Source organism: Roseomonas sp. TAS13 (assembly GCF_001950415.1).
Classification (GTDB): domain Bacteria; phylum Pseudomonadota; class Alphaproteobacteria; order Acetobacterales; family Acetobacteraceae; genus Roseomonas; species Roseomonas mucosa.
Genome location: NZ_BDLP01000055.1, coordinates 1 through 18,247 on the forward strand (window position 1 = coordinate 1; position 18,247 = coordinate 18,247).

Below are 18,247 nucleotides of genomic sequence, written 5' to 3' on the forward strand. Positions count from 1 at the left end.
CCTCGACCTGGATGGGTTGCTGGCGCCGGGGCGGAGCTGGGAGGCGCTCTCGGCCGAGCTGGGCGGCTTCGACGCCAATCTGCGCCTTGCCGCCGACCGGGTGCGGCTGCGCGGGGTGACGGCGGAACGCGCCGGGCTCGACGCGGCGCTGGAGGCCGGGCGGCTGACCTTGCGCCAGTTCACCGGCCGGGTGGCGGGGGCGGATGTCACGGCCTCCGGCGTGGCGATGCTGGGCGCGCAGCCGCGCCTGTCGGACCTGATGCTGGAGGTGGCGGCGCCGGACCCGCGCCCGCTCTTCGCGGCGCTGCCCGGCAGCTGGCCGGATGGGACGCGGCTGGCCGGGGCGCCGCTGACGCTGCGCCTTTCCGGCGGCGGCCCGCTGGATGCGCTGGGCCTGCGGCTGGAGGGCGACTGGTCCGACCTGCGGCTGGACAGCAGCGGGGTGCTGGACCTGCCGGAGCGGAAGCTGGCCGGCTATGTCACCCTGCGGCATCCCGGGGTGCCACGGCTGGTGCGCGACCTCACCGGCTGGGAGGGCGCGGAGGGCTGGCTGGGCCAGGGCTCTATGTCGCTGATCGCGAATTTCACCGCCGGGCCACAGGGCGTGTCGAGCGACCGCTTCGACCTGGTGGCGGGCACCCTGCGCACGGGCGGGCAGCTTTCCCTGGCCCTCGCGGGTGGCGAGGCGGGGGCCATCCGCCCGCGCCTGACAGGTCGCCTTGTGGCGGAGGATCTGCCTTTGCCGGCGCCGGTGCTAGATGCGCGGCCGCTGCCGCTGGACCCTCTGCGGCTGCTGGACCTGGATGTGGCCGTGGCCGCCGGCCGGATCGGTCCCTGGGGCGGCCCCCTGTTGGAGGACAGCGAGAGCACGGTGCGGCTGCTGGACGGCCTGCTGGAAGTCGATGTCGCGCGCGGCCGGCTGCGGGGCGGCGATGCCTCGGGCCGGCTGGTGCTGCATGCGGCGGAGGATGTGCCGCAGGTGGAGCTCCAGGGGCGGGTCGCCGGCACCACGCTGGAAGGGACGCTGACGGGCTGGCCGCTCGACCTGCGGGACGGGATGGGGGATGCGGTCTTCCGCCTGTCCGCCCAGGGCCGCAGCCCCTCGGCGATGCTGGCCACGCTGGGCGGCGAGGGCAGCCTGGAACTGCGCCAGGGGGTGCTGCTGGGGATCGATGGCGAGGCGGCCCTTCAGGCGGCCAGGGCCCCGGGCGCCCAGGCGGAGGCGAGGCTGCGTCAGGCACTGGCCGGGGGTGAGACGCCCTTCAGCCGTCTGACCATGGCCCTGCGGTTGCAGGACGGGCGCGCCCGGATCGTGTCGGGCGAGGTCTCGGCCACGGACCTGCTGCTGGGCCTGGGGGGTGAGATCGACCTGACGCGGCGGATGCTGGACCTGGGGGTGAGCCTCCGCATCCCGGACGGGCCGGAGGTGCGGCTGCGGTTGGCCGGCCCTGCCGCCGCGCCGAAGCGCGTGCCGGAACTCACACCCTGGCTGCTCTGGCGGGCGGAACGGGGCCTGTAGGGGACTACTCCTCTTCGCGCTCGATCATCCGGCGGCCGCGGATGGGCGAGATGTCCACCGGGCCGCCGAGAGCCTGGGCCAGCTCGCTGGTATCCCCGGCCTGGTACTCGCCCGGCGAGACCGGCTCGGCGGCGGTGCCGGCAGCGGGATCGTCGCCACGCTTCGCGGCCTTGCGGCCATGGGCCTGACGGCGGATCGTCGGGTCCTGCTGGATCGGGTCGTCCGTGGGGAAGGGGCGGTCCTCACGGTTGGCGAACTTCTCGTCGATCATCTGCGGGTTCTCCCAGCCTTGCAGCCAAGGAAACGCGAGGCCGGCGAGGCGGGTTTCCCCACCGGACCGGGACGCCGGGGCGGGATCAGCGACGCAGCGGGTCGTAGGGCTCCAGCGGGATCTCCGTCCGGCCGGTCAGGACGAGCTGCGCCAGCAGGGCGCCGGCATAGGGGCCCATGGTCAGCCCGCCCGCGCCGAGCCCGTTGGCGATGACGAGGCCCTCCAGCCCCGCCGCCCGGCCAAGCAGGGGACGGATATCCGGCCCCATGGGGCGGAAGCCGATCCGCATCTCGTGCAAGGTGGCGTCGGCGAGGCCGGGAGCGACGCCCAGCGCATTGTCCAGCACCTGCCGGATGCCGGCGGCGGTGAAGCGGTGGTCGAAGCCCGAGCCGGTCTCGCGCGTCGCGCCGACCACCACGCGGCTGTCGTCGAAGGCCAGCAGGTAATGGCTGCTCATCGGCAGCAGCACCGGCCAGTGCCGCGTGTCCACCCCCGGCAGGCGCAGGTGCAGGATCTGGCCGCGCTGCGGCTGCACCGCCAACTCCAGCCCCAGCGGGGCCAGCAGCGGCGGCGCCCAGGCCCCGGCGGCGAGCACGGTCTCGTCTGCCTCCAGCGCCATGCCGTTCTCCAGCGTCACGCCGCGCACGGCACCGTCCCGGGCCTGGAGCGCCGCCACGGGAAAGCGGTGGATCTGCGCCCCGTGCCGTTCCGCGGCGCGCAGCATGGCGGTGGCGAGCAGCCGGCCATCCACCCGCGCCGCGCCGCCGACATGCAGGGCGGCGAGGCCAGGGCGCAGTGGCGGAAAGAGGGCGCGTGCCTCGTCCGGCATCAGGCGGGTGATCTCTCCCGCTTCCGGGGCGTCCTCGGCGCGGATGCGGGTGCGGGCCTCGGCCTCGTCCAGGCCGCCCTCGTCGCCGGGCACGCAGAGCGCGCCGACGCGGCGATAGCTGAGCTGGGTCTCACCATCCTCGGCCAGCCGCTCCACCAGCGCGGGATAGTAGCGTGCCCCGCCGCCCGAGAGCCGGTACCAGTCCGGATCGGTGACGCGGCTGGCCCAGGGGCAGATGATGCCGGCGCCCGCCGCGGTGGCGCGGCCCTCCACCATGGGGTCGAGGAGGATCACCTCGGCACCCTCGCGCGCCGCGTGATAGGCCAGGCTGGAGCCCAGGATGCCAGCCCCGACGACAATCACGCGCATGAAGCTACTCCAGATCCGGGTGGCCCGGCGGCGGGGCCGACGACGGGAAAGGCCGCCGCGCGGACAATACCGCCCTGGCTCATCCGTCGATACGGAGGGAGACAAGTTTCGTTGCGTGGATGCCGGTGGCGACAAGCTGCCCGGTATCGTGGAGCCGCCCGGTGGATGGCGCGGCGGGCCGGATCAGGCCGGGCGCATGATCTCGGCCTTCGGCGCCGGCTCCGATTGCAGGATCAGCGCGTCGGCCGGTTGTGATGCCGGGGCGAGCACCGCCATCTCCTCGGAACCATCGGGATGCGTCGTGATCCCGAGGGCGGCGATCAGCATGGCGGCGAGCAGCAGGCTGCTGGCGACAGGCCCGGCCAGGCGCGGGGCGGCGAGCGCCGCCTGGCTCCGCCCGAGGCCGAGCGCGAAGATCGACAGGAAGCCGGCGCCGAGGGTCAGCGCCAGCCCGACGGCATGGGCACGGCCCGGGAAGGAATGGCGCGTGTCGGCCTGTCCCTTCCGGGCCCGGTGACGACTCTCGGCGAGAGCGATCTCGCGGTCGCAGGCGATCGAGGCGAGGCGGATCCGCAGGGCGGCGGCCCGGCCCATATCGGCCTCGATCCTTCGCAGCGCCAGGAAAGGATTGCGCGTGCCGGCGACGGCGCGGACCACGCGCGTCACCTGGCGTGCTGTCTCGCTCCCTTGGGCGTGTGCCACGGCACGGGAAATTTCCGGCAAGAAGTGGACGGCGACCAGCAACAGCGAAGAGTTCATGCTTTTGATCCTTCCCCCGGAGCCGATGTTACGATGTTAGCTTTATTTTACAAGACAGGATCAAAAAAGCGCATGAACAGGTGGGCGGGCATCAAACTGCGATAAAATAAATCACAGGTTGTGTATTTGCTGTGATTTGCAATCGAAAATCAGCACCAAGAAGAGGGCAGGGGCCGAGAGGCCCCTCCCTGTCGATCAGGCGGAGCGCACATCCATGGCCAGGGTCATCTCGCTGGACCCGGCCGCATAGGCCAGGCCTTTCAGCGTCGCCCAGGCATAGGTGAGGATGAAGAGCGGGATCAGCGCCACGTCGCCCATCGCCATGGCCACGCCCTTCTGGATCAGGACCTCACGCTTCGTGTCGTCGATGGTGGACAGCGCCGCATCGGTCAGGGCGTCGAACTCCGGATTGGAGTAGCGGCCGTCATTGGAGGAGCCGCGGCCCTTCTCCTTGTTGTAGGTGCTGAGCACGCTGTTCATGACGTTGCTGCCCTCGCCGGTGCTGCTCGACCAGCCCCAAAGGCACATGGAGTATTCCTGCCGCGTGGCGCGGGGGACATAGGCGCTCCAGGGCATGGCCTCGATGCGGGTCTGCACCCCGATCCGCGTCCACATCTGCGCCACCGCCTGCGCCGTTTCGGCATCGTTCGGGTAGCGGTCGTTGGGCGTGCGCAGGGCGATGCGGAAGCCCTCGGGGAAGCCAGCCTCGGCCAGCAGCTTCCGCGCCTCGTCCGGCGCATAGGGCGGCACCGGCACGCCGGGAGCGTAGCCGAAGCTGCCCTGCGGCATCCATTGCCCGGTGGGGGCAGCCATGCCCTGCATCACCCGCTCGGCCAGGGCCTGGCGGTTGATGGCGATGTTCAGCGCCCGCCGCACCCGCAGGTCGAGGAGCGGGCTCTTCTCGAAGGGCTTGCCGTCCTTGGTCGTCACCTCGGGCGGGTTGGTGGCGTGGGAGAAGTCGGGGCCCAGGTAGATCAGACGCAGGCCGGGCGCCGTTTCCACCGTCACCTGGGGCGAGTTGCGCAGGCGCGGCAGGTCGCTGGCCGGCGGCGTGTCGATGATGCCGACATCGCCCGACAGCAGCGCCGCGACGCGGGCGCCGGGATTGGTGATCTGCCGCAGGGTCACCTGGGTCCATTCCGGCTTCGGGCCCCAGTATTCCTCGTTGCGCACCAGCTCCAGCCGGTCCCCGGGCACGTAGCGGACGAACTTGTAGGGACCGGTGCCGATGGCGGCCTTGCCGCTGTTGTACTGGTCCGTGGTCGCGCCCTCCCCGACATGGCGGGAAACGATATGGACCTGCTGCAACTGGCGCGGCAGGAGCGGTGCCGGACCCCTGGTGGTGACGCGCAGCGTCAGCGGGTCTGGCGCCTTCGCCTCGGCGATGGAGGAGAGATAGGGGCCCAGGCCACCGGGACTGTTGGGCACGTCCCGGGCGCGGGCGAAGGTGAAGATCGCGTCGTCGGCCGTGAAATCCCGCCCGTCATGCCACTTCACTCCAGGGCGGAGCTTGAACTCCCACTCGGTCTCCGAGACCGGCGTCCAGGACAGGGCCAGACCGGGGACCGGGTTGCCCTTGCGGTCGCGTTCCATCAGGCGGCTGAAGATGTGGTTCGCGACGGTGTGGTTGGGCGTGGCGGAGAAGAAATGCGGGTCGATCGAGTTGATCGCGCCGCCGATGGCCATGACCAGCGGCTTGCCCTCGCCGGAGCCAGCAGCCCCCTGGGCCAGGGCATGGCGGGCGAGGAGCGGGGAACCCAGAAGGGCAAGGGAGGCGGAAGCGAGGTCGCGGCGCTTCATGGGGCAATCATCCTGGGCTCGGAAGGGCCGCCCGGCCGGGCGGCGCAAGACGCGCACAGTGCCACGCTTTGACAGGGAGGAAAGGGGGCGGGGCGGCGGTTCTTCCCCGTTGGCGACGCCGCCGGCTGCATCCGGAAGATCGCGACGGCAGCGGCGATGCCTCCGGAGGGTCGCCGCGACCGGCGGCGGCCCTCCGGGGTGGCCCTTCGGGGCAGCCCGGATCAGAACGGCGTGCTGCCGCCCGTGGCGCCGATCACCTCGCCGGTCATGAAGCTGCCTTCCTGCGAGGCCAGGAGCACATAGGCGGGGGCGAGCTCCGCGGGCTGGCCGGGGCGGCCGAAGACGGTCTGGCCGCCGAACTCCTCGATCTTCTCCTGCGGCTGGCCGCCGGAGGGTTGCAGCGGCGTCCAGAAGGGGCCGGGGGCCACGGCATTCACGCGGATGCCCTTCTCGGCCACCTGCTTCGCCAGGGCCTTGGTGAAGTTCATGATCGCGGCCTTGGTGGGGGCGTAGTCCAGCAGTGCAGGAGAGGGGTTCATCGCCTGGATCGAGGTCGTGTTGATGATGGCGGCCCCGGGCGGCATGTGCGGCAGGGCTGCCTTGGTGATCCAGAACATCGCATAGACGTTGGTCTTGAAGGTCGCGTCGAACTGCTCGGTGGGCAGGTCGGCGATGGCCTTCACCGCGGTCTGCTTGCCGGCATTGTTGACCAGGATGTCCAGCCCGCCGAGCTGCGCGACGGCATCGGACACCAGCTTCTCGCAGAAGGATTCGTCGGACACGTCCCCCGGCAGGAGGACGGCCTTGCGGCCGGCGGCCTCGATCTGCTTCGCCACCTCGCGCGCATCCGTTTCCTCGCTGGGCAGGTAGCCCAGGGCGACATCGGCACCCTCGCGCGCGAAGGCGATGGCAGCGGCGCGACCGATGCCGGAATCGGCACCGGTGATCAGCGCCTTGCGGTTCGGCAGGCGGCCGCTGCCGCGATAGCTGTTCTCGCCATGGTCGGGCATCGGTTCCATGCGGTGGAGCTCGCCGGGCGCGTTCTGCGGCTGCTTCGGGAAGGGCGGGCGCGGATACTGCTGGCGTGGATCGCGCATCGCATAGGGATCGTGGCCGTTCGTGCTCATGAACTGGTCGTCCTTTCCGGAAGGGGCGCGGATGCAGGGCGTGGCCGACGAGGATGCCTGCCGCGGGCCCGATGGAGCGGCCGCGCCGTCAGGGCATGAACGGCTGGCGGCACGTCCTGTTGCCGCGGGATCGGGCGAGGGCGGGAAAGGGGAGCGATTCTAAGCCGATTGTGAGGCGAGAGCCGCCATGCCAGGGGAGGAGGAGCGCCGATCCCGTCCCGCCCGCCTCGTGGCGGACCGCCTTCCGCGCGGGCGCCCCGGTCACGCGATGGAAGAAGGCTTCATCCCGCCCGGCAGCCGCCCCGGAAACGGAAAAGGGCGGGCACCCGGAGGCGCCCGCCCTTTCTGTTCCGGCGAGGAGGGGCCGGATCAGCCCATCTTCTTCTTCAGGTTCTCGTCCAGCTTGGCGAGGAAGGCCTGGGTGTTCAGCCAGGGCTGGTCCTTGCCGATCAGGATGGCGAGGTCCTTGGTCATGTGGCCCGATTCCACCGTCTCGATGCAGACCTGCTCCAGCGCGTTGGCGAAGTCCACCAGGTCCTGCGTGCCGTCGAAGCGGCCGCGATAGGCGAGGCCGCGCGTCCAGGCGAAGATCGAGGCGATCGGGTTGGTGGAGGTGTCGCGGCCCTTCTGGTGCTCGCGGAAATGGCGCGTCACCGTGCCGTGCGCGGCCTCGGATTCCACGGTGTTGCCGTCCGGCGCCAGCAGCACCGAGGTCATCAGGCCGAGCGAGCCGAAGCCCTGCGCCACGATGTCGGACTCCACGTCGCCGTCGTAGTTCTTGCAGGCCCAGACATAGCCGCCTTCCCACTTCAGCGCGGCGGCCACCATGTCGTCGATCAGCCGGTGCTCGTAGGTCAGGCCGCGCTTATCGAACTCGGCCTTGAACTCGTTCTCGAAGATCGTCTGGAACGTGTCCTTGAAGGTGCCGTCATAGGCCTTCAGGATCGTGTTCTTGGTCGAGAGATAGACCGGGAAGTTGCGCGCCAGGCCGTAGTTGAAGGAGGCGCGGGCGAAGCCCTCGATCGAGGAGCCGAGGTTGTGCTGCATCATCGCGACGCCCGTTCCCTTGAACGGGAAGTCGCCGATCTCCTGCGGCTGGCCGCCCTCGGGCGTGTAGGTCATGGTGACCTTGCCGGGGCCGGGCACCTTCATCTCGACGGCGCGGTAGATGTCGCCATAGGCATGGCGGCCGACCACGATCGGCTTGCTCCAGTGCGGCACCAGGCGGGGCACGTTCTGGCAGATGATCGGCTCGCGGAAGATGGTGCCGTCGAGGATGTTGCGGATGGTCCCGTTCGGGGACTTCCACATCTTCTTCAGGCCGAACTCCTTCACCCGCGCCTCGTCCGGGGTGATGGTCGCGCACTTCACACCGACGCCGTACTGCTTGATGGCGTTGGCGGCGTCCACCGTCACCTGATCGTCGGTCTGATCGCGGTACTCGATGCCGAGGTCGTAGTACTTCAGGTCGATATCGAGATAGGGGAGGATCAGGCGGTCCTTGATGAACCCCCAGATGATGCGGGTCATCTCATCCCCGTCGAGCTCGACGACGGGGTTCTTCACCTTGATCTTGGCCATTGCGGATCCTCTCCGGCAGCGGGTTCGGGCCGCCCTGGGGCGGGGCACGGCGCAGGGCCGCGGCCTGCCGGGAGGGCGGGAGGGTGGCGCGGACATTCGCATCGGCCCCGCCCCGGGGCAAGGCCCCCATGGGATATGGCAGGCGCCGTTCGCGGATATGGCAGGCGCTCCCGCCATCCGGCCGCCATGCCGTGATCATGGGCCGCAACTGACGGCGCGGGCCGGCCGTTTCCCCCGGCATGTGGCACGGGGCCGCGCGGGGAACATCGCCCGCGCCTCCGGCCGGAACGCCCGGACCGCCGGGAAATGCCCCAGGGGAGACACCAGCATGGCCCGTATCGTGTCGGGATTGTTCGACCGGCGTGAGGATGTCGAACTGGTCATCGAGCATCTGGTGCAGCAGGACGGGCTGGACCGCCGCCGCATCGCCGTGCACGCCGCCGACGGGGCGGATGCGGCGGAGGAGGAAGGCTTCTGGGCCTCGCTGCGCCATCTCTTCATGCCGGACGAGGAGCGCCACGCCTATTCGGAGGGAATCCGCCGTGGCGGCATCGTGCTCACCGCCGAGCTGGAGGATGCGGAGGCCGACCATGCCATGGCGGTGTTGCGTGACCATGGCGCGGCGGACCTGGAGGACCGCCGCCGCGAGTGGCGAGGCGCGGGCTGGCAGGACTACGTGCCGCAGGGCGAAACGGGCGGCCTCTCGCCGGCGGAAATGGCCGCCCTGGCCGCCGCCACCGCCGGGACGCCGGACCCCGCCGACCTGGGCGCGCCGACGGGGCGGGAAGAACGCCGCGACGATGATATCGAGGGGACGGCGGCTCTGAACCCGCCCACCGGCACGCGCGTGCCGCTGGTGGTGGAGAAGAAGAGCGGGTTGCGCTGAGCCGCATCCGCCTGGGCCGCGTGCCGGAGCCCCTGCTGGCGCCCTGGTACGCCCCGGCTTCGCCAGCGCACGGCGAGGATCAGTCCACCGTCTCGGTCCGGTTCTCCACCATGGCCAGCAGCGTTTCCAGCCGGTCCGCCTCCACGGCCGGCTTGTCGCGCCGGATGCGGGCGATGCGGGGGAAGCGCATGGCGACGCCGGAACGGTGGCGGCCCGAAAGCTGCGCGGCGTCGAAGATGACCTCCAGCACGAGCGCCTTCTCCACCTCCCGCACCGGGCCGAAGCGTCCGGTGGTGTGTTCGCGGATCCAGCGGTCGAGCCAGACCAGTTCCTGGTCCGTGTAGCCGGAATAGGCCTTGCCGACGGGCACCAGCTCCTCCGTCCCGTCCTCCGCGGCGCGCCAGAGGCCGAAGGTGTAGTCCGAATAGTAGCTCGACCGCTTGCCATGCCCGCGCTGGGCATACATCAGCACGGCATCCACGGTGAGCGGCGCGCGCTTCCACTTCCACCACAGCCCCTTCACGCGGCCGGCGACATAGGGGCTGTCGGCGCGCTTGAGCATCAGCCCCTCGATCGAGGCGGCGCGGGCGCCCTCGCGTAGCTCGGCCAGGTGGCGCAGGGAGGAGAAGGCGATCAGCGGCGACAGGTCCATCCCTGGCGGCCGGTGCCGGGTGAACCATTCCTCCAGCCGGCCGCGCCGCGTGGCGAAGGGCAGGGGGCGCAGGTCCTCCGCGCCATCCACGAGCAGGTCGTAGAGGCGCACGGCGACCGGGAAGTCGCGCTGCATCTTCGGCGTGATCACCTTGCGGTTCAGCCGCTGCTGCAGGTCGGCGAAGGGGGCGACGACGCCGTCGCGCACCACCAGCAGCTCGCCATCCAGCGTGGCGTGGAAAGGCAGGCCCTCCAGCAGTTCCGGAAAGGCGCCCGAGACATCCTCGCCGGTGCGGGACCAGAGCCGGACGCCGCCTGGGCTGGCGGCGAGCTGCACGCGGATGCCGTCCCATTTCCACTCGGCGCGCCAGTCCTCCGGCGCGGCCTCGATGGCGCCGAGATCGGCCTCCTCCAGGGGATGGGCCAGCATCAGCGGGCGGAAGACCGGGGCATCCCGAGGATCCGGCCTCGGCTCGCGCCCTTCCAGCCAGCGGAAGATCGGGATGTAGGGCGGGGCGACGCCGTGCCAGACCTCCTCGATCTCCTCCACGCCCCGGCCGGCCCATTCGGCCAGCGCCACGCGGGCGAGGCGGGCGCTGACGCCGACCCGCAGGGCGCCGGTGACGAGCTTGATCAGGGCGAAGCGCCCGTTGCTGTCGAGGCTGTCGAGCCAGGTCTCGATGAGGCGCGGCACCTCGGCGCGGGTGGCGAGCTCCAGCCCCTCCACCACCTCGCTCAGCATCGGCGGCGACGCGTTGGTGCCGGGCCTTTCGGGCCAGATCAGCGCCACCGTCTCCGCGAAGTCGCCGACATAGTCCTGCGACAGGGCGAGGAGCACGGGATCGGTGCGCTCCGCCACCAGGGCGCGGATCACCGAGGGCTTGGCAGCGCTGAAGACCAGTTCCCCGGTCAGGGCGGCGAGGCCGACGCCGCGCTCGGGATCGGGCTGCTCGTCGAACCAGCGGCGGATCAGGGCGAGCTTGGCGAGACGGCCCGGGGTGAAGACCAGGCGCTCCAGCAGCTCGGCGAAGGCGGGCAGGCTCATCGGGCCACATCCCCGGGCGAGGCATCCGTGCCGAAGCCGCCACCCGCGGGCAGTGGAGCTGTCTCCGGCGGGACCGTTTCCGGGGCGCCTTCCAACGGCGCGCCTTCCTCCGGCGGGGCAGCCTCCGGGGCGTCGTCATCCTCCTCGCGGCCGATCAGGTGCAGGGCGCGACCCCGCACGCCGCGCAGCGACAGGGCATGGATCAGCGCGTCGTCGCGCCCATGGGTGACCCAGACCTCGGGGGCCTGGACCTCGGCGCAGGTGGCCAGCAATTCATCCCAGTCGGCATGGTCGCTGATGATCAGCGGCAGTTCCACGCCGCGCAGCCGGGCGCGCTGGCGCACCGTCATCCAGCCCGAGGCGGCGCAGGTCACCGGATCGGCCATGCGGCGCGACCAGGGCGTGGCCTCGGCCGAGGGAGGGGCCAGCACGATCTCGCCGGCCAGGATCGGCGGATGGCCACGCTTGAGCCCCTTGGGCACCGGCTCCAGCGGGCCGAGCGGGATGCCAAGGCGCTCGTAAAGGGCGCAGAGGTTCCACAGCGCGCCATGCAGGTGGATGGGCCGGTCGTAGCCCGCCTGGCGCAGCAGGGCGATGATCCGCTGCGTCTTGCCCAGCGCATAGGCACCGACGACATGCGCGCGCTCCGGAAAGAGGGCGAGGCTCTTCAGCAGCCGGGCGACCTCGTGCGAGGCGTCGGGATGGCGAAAGACCGGCAGCGCGAAGGTGGCCTCGGTGACGAAGACGTCGCAGGTCACCGGCTCGAAGCCCGCGCAGGTCGGGTCGTGGCGGCGCTTGTAGTCGCCGGAGACGACGATGCGGCTGCCCTGCCATTCCAGCACGATCTGCGCCGAGCCCAGCACATGACCGGCCGGGACCAGGGTGACGCGCACGCCGCGATGGGTCAGGGCTTCGCCATAGCCCAGCGCCTGCTGCTCGCGTCCCGCATTCCCCTCGCCGAAGCGGGATTCCATGATCGCCAAGGTTTCCGGTGTGGCAAGCACGGCACCATGGCCGGGGCGCGCATGGTCGGCATGGCCGTGGCTGACCACCGCGCGGGGGACGGGGCGTGACGGGTCGATATGGAAATCGCCGGGCTCGCAATAGAGGCCCAGCGGGGTAACGCGCATCCAGCTTTCGGGGTGGGGTGGGGAATTCACGCGGCGGCCCGTCCTGGCAGAGAGGGGACAACGCCACAGCGGGCCGGGCGATGCCAGGAGGAAGGGAGGGCCGGGGCGCGGTCGCGCCCGGTGGGGATGCCGGAACGAGGCGGCGATGCGCGAAGGCGGCCCTATCCCGGCCGGACCGCAGCCGCCTCCCGGGCAGGCTTCAGCAGCCCTGCCTTCTGCGCCAGCCAGTGTGCCTTGTCGGCATCGCCGACCATCACCACCCCGGTGGCCGGGTCCTCCAGCCCTCGCAGCCGGTAGAACTGCAGGTTGCGGCGGAAGCCCTTCGGCTGGTCGGGCAGGGTCTGCAGGCTGCCGATCCGGAGGCCCTTGCCATCGTGATGGCCGAAGAGCCGCCCGATCCGCGCTTCCACCACATCCACGGCCCCGGAGGGGCGCGCATAGTGCAGCACGACGGGCAGTTCGAGATGGTCGGCCAGAAGCGTGCCCTGGGGCTCGGAATCGTCGAAGGGCGTCGCGGTCGTGCGCAGGCGGCCACCGGAAACCATGCTGCCCTGGCCATCGGCTTTCAGCGTGACAGGGCGTCGGATACGCAAACCCAGCAGCGCCAGCCAGCCGAGCACAAAGGCGCCGAAGAGCGACAGGATCCAACTGGAATCATGCATTCGGGTATCTTGCCCATTCCAGGTTGTCTGGAAGGGCATGATTAACACTTTATGCGAGAAAATCCTTGGTGGTTTTCGTAATCTTCCCGCAAGGCGGCCATGGGTTCAGCGATCCCCCGCCTCGGCTACCTCCAGCAGCGCCGCACCGCTGCGGCGGTCCCGGGCGAAACGCGTGCCGCACTGCTCCCGCTCCAGCAGGCGGGAGGCCGGGTTCGCCACCTGCAGCTTCGCCTGGACGCGGCAGACCAGCTCGTCCCGGGTACGGGGGCTGCCGCCGTTCCAGGCCCGGATCGCATCACCCCAGTCGCCGGTGCTCTCGTACTTGGCGCGCAAATGGCGGGCCGCCCAGTCGGTGGCGCGGGCCGGGTCGAGCGGCCAGTCGGAGCGCGCGGCATGGACGCGGGCATTCACCTGCACGCAGCCGGCCATGATGGGCTGGCCGGGGCGGGCGCCGGCCACGAGGCGCCGGGCGGCCTCGGAGGTATCGGGAAAATAGGAGCGACCGCCGATATTCAGCGCATAGGCGTGCAGCCCGGACTCCGCCAGCGCCACTGCCACCAGCAGGCCCTGAGGGAGGCCGTTCCGGGCCTCCGCCTCCCGTGCCGCCGACAGGCAGGCGGCGCGCGGGCTGCCTCCGGTTTCCCGCACCGGGCGTTCCGACCGGGGCGGCTTGCTGTCCGCCGGCCTCGCCTGGGCGGCCGGCGCGGCCAGCAGCAATCCGCTGGCGAGCGCCAGGGCACCGCGGGCCTTCAGGCCGCTGCCTCGGGGGGCCAGGGATCGTCCCTCGATCCTGGCGTGATGGGCGCTCCGCGGCATACCGCTCGGGAACGCCGCGTCTCGTCGCCGGCGCGGAGGCGTCGGCTGGCTGCTCGCGGGCGTCATCACCTTTCGCCCTAGCAGCCGGTGGTTGCGAAACAAAGAAGAAAAGCTGCCGCGCGCCCGGGGAGCCTCGTGGCGCCTCAGCTCGGGATGGGCGGCGGCTCGCCGGTTGGAAGCCAGTCCGGCACCGGCAGGCTGGCATAGGTGTCCCGCAGGCGGCTGGACCAGTTCTCGCGCAGGGCACGGAAATAGGGGTCGTCTTCGTTGATCCGGCGTTGCAGCCCGATCCGCAGGCTGCCTTCCGCATAGACCAGCAGGTCCAGCGGCAGGCCGACGGTGAGGTTGGAGCGCAGCGTGTCGTCCATGCTGATCAGGGTCAGCTTGATGCCGTCCACCAGTCCGGTCTCGTGCGTCAGCACCCGGTCCAGCATGGGTTTGCCGTACTTGGTCTCGCCGATCTGCAGGAAGGGCGTGTCGGGCGTGGCCTCGACGAAGTTGCCGGCGGCATAGACGAGGTAGAGCCGCATCGGGCCGCCCGCGATCTGCCCGCCCAGCATCAGGGAGACGGAGAAGCCCACCCGGTGCGCCGAGAGGCTGGGCCCGTCCGTCGCGTAGATGGCGCGGACGGCGGCGCCGACCAGCTGCACCGCCTGGAACATGGAGGAGACGGTGAGCAGGGTCTGGCGCTGGCCCTCCAGGAAGACGCCTTCCTGCAGCCGGTTCCAGACCGCCTGGGTGATGGCGAGGTTGCCGGAGGAAAGCAGGCAGAGCATGCGCTCCCCCGGCACGCTGACCGCGTAGTTCTTGCAGAAGGTGGCGATGTTATCGACGCCCGCATTGGTGCGGGTGTCCGAGAGCATGACCAGCCCCTGGCGGAGGAAAAGCCCGACGCAATAGGTCATGCTCCCGCGTCCTTCCGGATCAGCCGTTGAGGAAGCAGCGGCTGATCTCGGCGCCGAGACGGGTGTGCTCGTTGATCGCCGCGGTCAGGAAGCCGTGCAGTCCGGGCGTCAGGATGTCCGCGACCGGCCTGCCGCTGACGCGGGCGAGAAGGCCCGAGGAGATGGTGCGGCAATCGCCGCAGATCAGCGTCTCCTCCGCCTCGATATCCGCCAGCGTACGGTCGAGCCGCATGTAGCAGAAGCGCAGCGAGCGCGGCATCTCCCGCCGCAGCAGCAGGAGCTCGGCGACGCGGGAAGGCTCGATCCGCGAGCGGTACATGTACTGGTAGGCGCGCAGCGCGGAGAGCGAGCGCAGCACCGCCTGGCATTGCAGGTGGTGTTCCGGATGCTGCGGGCCGAAGAGGATGTGGCGGGTGTCCAGCAGGCGCGCGGTGTTGTCGGCGCGTTCCAGCATGGTGCCGAGATGGGTGAAGCGCCAGGCGTCGTCGCGCAGCATGGTGTCCGCCGCGGCGCCGTTGAAGGCCAGGGTGCGGGACTTCACCCAGTCCAGGAATCCGGGGAGCTGGTCGTCCTGCACGGCGTCCGAGCCCAGGCGGTGCAGCGCGATCCAGGTGTCGTTCACCGCTTCCCACATGTCCACGGTCAGCGCCGTGCGGACGGTGCGGGCGTTGCGGCGGGCGGCCTCCAGGCAGGAGGCGATGGAGGAGGGGTTGCCGGTGTCGAGGGTGAGCCACTCCACCGCCGCGCGGCCGGAGCATTCCTCGTAGCGGCCGCGAAAGCTGGTGTCGGTGCCGGAGGCGACGAGGAGGTGCCGCCATTCGCCGTCCTCCCCGTCCATGGTGGTGAGCGAGGCCATGCGCAGGCTGGAGGCGAGCGCCCGGGCGAGGTTGCCGGCGCGCTCGTTGTAGCGGGCCAGCCAGAAGAGGCTGTCGGCGGTGCGGGCGAGCATCAGGCCTGATCCTCCGTCGCGCCCGGAGGCGCGGGCGGCGGGAAGAGCGGCGGCATCGGCGCCATGGACTGCGTCATGCCTCCCATCGACTGGGTCATGCCGCGCGGCCCCATCTGCTGCACCATCCGGTCCTCGACCACCCAGGTGTCCTTGGTGCCACCGCCCTGGGAGGAATTGACCACGAGCGAGCCTTCGCGCAGCGCCACGCGGGTCAGGCCGCCGGGCACCATGCGGACCTCCTTGCCCATCAGGACGAAGGGGCGGAGATCGACATGGCGGGGAGCGAGCTGGCCATCCTCCGTCACCGTCGGCACGGTGGACAGCGCGAGCGTCGGCTGGGCGATGTAGTCCTCCGGCCGGGCGCGGATGCGCGCGGCGAACTCCTCGCGCTCCGCCTCGGTCGCATGCGGGCCGACCAGCATGCCGTAGCCACCGGAGCCGCGGGCGAGCTTGACCACCAGCTTGTCGAGGTTGGTCAGCACATGGGCGCGGTCATCGTCGCGGGAGCACATGAAGGTCTGCACGTTCTGCAGGATCGGCTCCTCGTTCAGGTAGAAGCGGATCATCTCCGGCACATAGGGATAGACGGCCTTGTCGTCGGCCACCCCGGCTCCGGGGGCGTTGGCCAGCGCCACCGTGCCGGCACGGTAGGCGCGCATCAGCCCGGGCACGCCCAGCGCGCTGTCGGGGCGGAAGACCTCGGGGTCGATCCACTCGTCGTCCACGCGGCGGTAGATCACGTCCACCCGCTGCGGCCCGGCGGTGGTGCGCATGAAGACCGTGTCGTCCTTGACGAAGAGGTCGTGGCCCTCGACCAGTTCCACGCCCATCTCGTCGGCCAGGAAGGAGTGCTCGTAATAGGCGCTGTTGTAGGGGCCGGGGGTGAGAACCACCACGGTCGGGCTGTCGCCGGCATCCTCCGGGGCGATGGCCTTGAGCGTTTCCAGCAGCTCCTCGGGGTAGTGGCTCACCGGCGCGATGCGGTGCGCGGCGCAGAGCTGCGGCAGGAGGCGCATCATCGCCTCCCGGTTCTCCAGCATGTAGGAGACGCCGGAGGGGATGCGGCAGTTGTCCTCCAGTACGAAGAAGGCGTCCGGGCCGGTGCGCACGAGGTCGATGCCGGAGATCACCGTCCAGACCCCGGCGGGCGGGGTGAAGCCCGTCATCTCCTTCCGGTAGCCCTCGTTCTCCAGCACCAGCGCGGAGGGGATCACGCCTTCCTCCAGGATGCGCTGCCCGTTGTAGATGTCCTGCAGGAAGGCGTTCAGCGCCTTGACCCGCTGTTCCAGCCCGGCTGCCAGCCGGTCCCACTCGGCGCGGGCGAGGATGCGCGGCAGGACGTCGAAGGGGATCAGCCGCTCGGGGTCGCCGCCGTCCGAATAGACGGCGAAGGTGACGCCGATGCGGCGGAACAGCACCTCGGCTTCCCGTCTCTTGGCGTCCAGGGCTCCGGGCCCGTGCTTGTCGAGGTAGCGAGCCAGGCCCGCATAGGGCGGCCTGATCTCCCCGTCAGCGTTCATTTCGTCGAAGGCTTTGGCGACCATGGTATGAGCGTACAGCAAGGCACGTGCCGGAAAAGTGGGACGGTGCGTGTTCCTGGCCGGCAGCACGATATTTCGCATCATCATCGGCCCGGCGCCGCTTCCGGAGCCGGGAACCGGGCTGGAGGCCAGGTGCCCTTCCGGCATTTTTCCATTGTGTTCACGTTTTGTTCGTGCATGATCGGGGCATGGCCCAGCCTCTTCCCCCCTGTGTCTCGGCGACCCGCCGCCGCCCCTTGCCGCTGGTGTTCCAGGAGGCCGTCATGGCCGGGCTGCTCGGCCTGCTGGCATCCTGGGGTCTGGCGGAACTGGCGCTGATGATCCAGGGCTACTGAACCCGCCCTTCCCGCCGCCCATACGCCGCCGGCATGGCCAGATCGGTCATTTCGTGGGCAGCCGGGCCACCCGTGCGGCTCCACCCCGCGCGACCCTCCCCGGAACCTTCCTGAAGCCTTCCTGAAACCTTCCTGAAACCTTCCCCTGGGGGGTGGGAGCTAACGGCCAGATTCCGGCACGCCAAGGAGGCATCGTGGTCCCGGACTGGCTGAATACCCTCGCCGCACTCCATATCGGCCTGTCGGTGCTGGCCGCGCTGGCGGTCCTCTTGGACATCCTGCTCCTCGGCCGGCGCCAGCCCATGGGGGTGATGGAGGCGGTCTGGCCGCTCACCATGCTCTACTGGGGTCCCTTGGGGCTGGTCTTCTACGGCTGGTTCGGGCGGGCGCGGCCGCAGGGAGAGGCCCGGGGCGGGGAGGCCGCCGCGCATCATTCCCCAGGCGGGTCGCGGGCGGAACACCGCCCGATGGACCACCACGCCATGCGGCACGGCTCTCACGGGGCCTCTCGAAGCCCGATGTGGCAGGCGGTGTTCAAGGGCGCCACGCATTGCGGGGCGGGCTGCGCGCTGGGCGACATCCTGGCGGAAGGGCTGGCCGCCGCCGTCGGGGTGACGCTGTTCGGCTCCTTGCTGTTCGGCCGACTCGGGCTTTCCTTCGTGCTGGCCTATCTCTTCGGCATCCTGTTCCAGTACCTCGCCGTCGCGCCGATGCGCGGGCTGGGGCTCCGGGACGGGCTGGTGGCGGCGGTGAAGATCGATACGCTGTCCCTGCTGGCCTATCAGGCCGGCATGTTCGCGGTCATGGCGCTGGCGGCCCAGGCCCTGCCGGGGCTGGAGCCTTCCGCCTGGGCCTATTGGCTGATGATGCAGGGCGCCATGGTGGTGGGCTTCGCCACAACCTATCCGGTGAACTGGTGGCTGATCCGGCGCGGCATCAAAGAGCGGATGTGAACCCCGCGTCGTGTCACCCGGCCGTCTGGTTCGCGGCGCGGTCCGGGGCCGGCCCGGCATCCCGGTCCGGCGCCCGGTTCAGGGCCTCGTCCAGTGTCTGGGCCACGGCTTGGCGCGGG

Annotated in this window: 17 protein-coding genes; 4 read left to right on the forward strand and 13 right to left on the reverse strand. The window is 70.7% G+C overall.

From position 1 onward, the window contains the following. On the forward strand, positions 1-1,519 hold a 1,519-nt coding region (locus ROTAS13_RS07050; protein WP_139323279.1), incomplete at its 5' end, for an AsmA-like C-terminal region-containing protein. 4 nt (positions 1,520-1,523) lie between these two features. Here ROTAS13_RS07050 and ROTAS13_RS07055 read toward each other — a convergent pair. The 6 genes from ROTAS13_RS07055 to ROTAS13_RS07080 form a co-directional block, all read right to left on the reverse strand. Continuing rightward, entirely contained in the window at positions 1,524-1,790 is a 267-nt protein-coding gene (locus ROTAS13_RS07055) for a hypothetical protein (RefSeq protein WP_058389903.1), read from the reverse strand. Between the two features lie 85 nt (positions 1,791-1,875). Next, positions 1,876-2,988 (reverse strand): FAD-binding oxidoreductase, encoded by a 1,113-nt coding sequence (locus ROTAS13_RS07060; RefSeq protein ID WP_019459398.1) that lies wholly within the window; start codon positions 2,986-2,988, stop codon positions 1,876-1,878. Positions 2,989-3,171: 183 nt separating this feature from the next. Further along, positions 3,172-3,747 carry a hypothetical protein gene (locus tag ROTAS13_RS07065; protein WP_058389902.1) on the reverse strand — a complete coding sequence of 192 codons (576 nt, stop codon included), beginning with the start codon at positions 3,745-3,747 and terminating at the stop codon, positions 3,172-3,174. A gap of 195 nt (positions 3,748-3,942) precedes the next feature. Beyond that, positions 3,943-5,547, reverse strand: coding sequence for an ABC transporter substrate-binding protein (locus ROTAS13_RS07070; RefSeq protein ID WP_075821928.1), 1,605 nt, complete (start codon positions 5,545-5,547; stop codon positions 3,943-3,945). Between the two features lie 221 nt (positions 5,548-5,768). Then, on the reverse strand, positions 5,769-6,674 hold the full coding sequence (locus ROTAS13_RS07075; RefSeq protein WP_075821929.1) for an SDR family oxidoreductase: 906 nt from the start codon (positions 6,672-6,674) through the stop codon (positions 5,769-5,771). Positions 6,675-7,043: 369 nt separating this feature from the next. Next, the gene (locus ROTAS13_RS07080; RefSeq protein ID WP_019459394.1) at positions 7,044-8,255 is read right to left on the reverse strand and encodes an NADP-dependent isocitrate dehydrogenase; all 1,212 of its coding nucleotides are present in this window, start codon (positions 8,253-8,255) and stop codon (positions 7,044-7,046) included. Positions 8,256-8,583: 328 nt separating this feature from the next. On the opposite strand from ROTAS13_RS07080, the gene ROTAS13_RS07085 reads away from it, so the two are divergent. Further along, positions 8,584-9,141, forward strand: coding sequence for a hypothetical protein (locus ROTAS13_RS07085; protein WP_126281949.1), 558 nt, complete (start codon positions 8,584-8,586; stop codon positions 9,139-9,141). Between the two features lie 79 nt (positions 9,142-9,220). On the opposite strand, the gene ROTAS13_RS07090 is transcribed toward ROTAS13_RS07085, so the two are convergent. The 7 genes from ROTAS13_RS07090 to ROTAS13_RS07120 form a co-directional block, all read right to left on the reverse strand. Next, a complete protein-coding gene (locus ROTAS13_RS07090) occupies positions 9,221-10,837 on the reverse strand; it encodes a cisplatin damage response ATP-dependent DNA ligase (protein WP_075821931.1) in 1,617 nt (538 codons plus the stop codon). Then, a complete protein-coding gene (locus tag ROTAS13_RS07095; protein ID WP_075821932.1) occupies positions 10,834-11,967 on the reverse strand; it encodes a ligase-associated DNA damage response exonuclease in 1,134 nt (377 codons plus the stop codon). The genes ROTAS13_RS07090 and ROTAS13_RS07095 overlap by 4 nt, the downstream gene beginning before the upstream one ends. 161 nt (positions 11,968-12,128) lie before the next feature. Next, positions 12,129-12,629, reverse strand: coding sequence for a hypothetical protein (locus ROTAS13_RS07100; protein ID WP_019459390.1), 501 nt, complete (start codon positions 12,627-12,629; stop codon positions 12,129-12,131). A gap of 105 nt (positions 12,630-12,734) precedes the next feature. After that, positions 12,735-13,445, reverse strand: a complete 711-nt coding sequence (locus ROTAS13_RS07105; RefSeq protein WP_253187642.1) for a transglycosylase SLT domain-containing protein — start codon at positions 13,443-13,445, stop codon at positions 12,735-12,737. Between the two features lie 143 nt (positions 13,446-13,588). Beyond that, a complete protein-coding gene (locus tag ROTAS13_RS07110) occupies positions 13,589-14,350 on the reverse strand; it encodes a peptidase (RefSeq protein WP_019459388.1) in 762 nt (253 codons plus the stop codon). A 19-nt stretch (positions 14,351-14,369) separates the two neighbouring features. Beyond that, positions 14,370-15,299: an alpha-E domain-containing protein gene (locus ROTAS13_RS07115; protein ID WP_019459387.1), complete on the reverse strand. Its 930-nt coding sequence runs from the start codon at positions 15,297-15,299 to the stop codon at positions 14,370-14,372. Beyond that, complete coding sequence (locus tag ROTAS13_RS07120; RefSeq protein WP_202801164.1) at positions 15,299-16,843, reverse strand: circularly permuted type 2 ATP-grasp protein; 1,545 nt, start codon at positions 16,841-16,843, stop codon at positions 15,299-15,301. Before ROTAS13_RS07120 ends, ROTAS13_RS07115 begins: the two co-directional genes overlap by 1 nt. A gap of 185 nt (positions 16,844-17,028) precedes the next feature. On the opposite strand from ROTAS13_RS07120, the gene ROTAS13_RS27030 reads away from it, so the two are divergent. Together ROTAS13_RS27030 and ROTAS13_RS07125 are read left to right on the forward strand one after the other, a co-directional pair. After that, positions 17,029-17,175 carry a hypothetical protein gene (locus ROTAS13_RS27030; protein WP_019459385.1) on the forward strand — a complete coding sequence of 49 codons (147 nt, stop codon included), beginning with the start codon at positions 17,029-17,031 and terminating at the stop codon, positions 17,173-17,175. 194 nt (positions 17,176-17,369) lie between these two features. Next, on the forward strand, positions 17,370-18,128 hold the full coding sequence (locus ROTAS13_RS07125) for a DUF4396 domain-containing protein (RefSeq protein ID WP_019459384.1): 759 nt from the start codon (positions 17,370-17,372) through the stop codon (positions 18,126-18,128). The last annotated feature ends 119 nt before the right edge of the window (positions 18,129-18,247 follow it).

Bases quoted from the DNA above. Each gene is read 5' to 3' on its own strand.
- ROTAS13_RS07065 (WP_058389902.1), bottom strand. From the start codon at position 3,747: ATGAACTCTTCGCTGTTGCTGGTCGCCGTCCACTTCTTGCCGGAAATT.
- ROTAS13_RS07080 (WP_019459394.1), bottom strand. From the start codon at position 8,255: ATGGCCAAGATCAAGGTGAAGAACCCCGTCGTCGAGCTCGACGGGGAT.
- ROTAS13_RS07115 (WP_019459387.1), bottom strand. From the start codon at position 15,299: ATGCTCGCCCGCACCGCCGACAGCCTCTTCTGGCTGGCCCGCTACAAC.
- ROTAS13_RS07100 (WP_019459390.1), bottom strand. From the start codon at position 12,629: ATGCATGATTCCAGTTGGATCCTGTCGCTCTTCGGCGCCTTTGTGCTC.
- ROTAS13_RS07055 (WP_058389903.1), bottom strand. From the start codon at position 1,790: ATGATCGACGAGAAGTTCGCCAACCGTGAGGACCGCCCCTTCCCCACG.
- ROTAS13_RS07105 (WP_253187642.1), bottom strand. From the start codon at position 13,445: ATGCCGCGGAGCGCCCATCACGCCAGGATCGAGGGACGATCCCTGGCC.
- ROTAS13_RS07110 (WP_019459388.1), bottom strand. From the start codon at position 14,350: ATGACCTATTGCGTCGGGCTTTTCCTCCGCCAGGGGCTGGTCATGCTC.
- ROTAS13_RS07095 (WP_075821932.1), bottom strand. From the start codon at position 11,967: ATGCGCGTTACCCCGCTGGGCCTCTATTGCGAGCCCGGCGATTTCCAT.
- ROTAS13_RS27030 (WP_019459385.1), top strand. From the start codon at position 17,029: ATGGCCCAGCCTCTTCCCCCCTGTGTCTCGGCGACCCGCCGCCGCCCC.
- ROTAS13_RS07060 (WP_019459398.1), bottom strand. From the start codon at position 2,988: ATGCGCGTGATTGTCGTCGGGGCTGGCATCCTGGGCTCCAGCCTGGCC.
- ROTAS13_RS07075 (WP_075821929.1), bottom strand. From the start codon at position 6,674: ATGAGCACGAACGGCCACGATCCCTATGCGATGCGCGATCCACGCCAG.
- ROTAS13_RS07070 (WP_075821928.1), bottom strand. From the start codon at position 5,547: ATGAAGCGCCGCGACCTCGCTTCCGCCTCCCTTGCCCTTCTGGGTTCC.
- ROTAS13_RS07090 (WP_075821931.1), bottom strand. From the start codon at position 10,837: ATGAGCCTGCCCGCCTTCGCCGAGCTGCTGGAGCGCCTGGTCTTCACC.
- ROTAS13_RS07120 (WP_202801164.1), bottom strand. From the start codon at position 16,843: ATGGTCGCCAAAGCCTTCGACGAAATGAACGCTGACGGGGAGATCAGG.
- ROTAS13_RS07085 (WP_126281949.1), top strand. From the start codon at position 8,584: ATGGCCCGTATCGTGTCGGGATTGTTCGACCGGCGTGAGGATGTCGAA.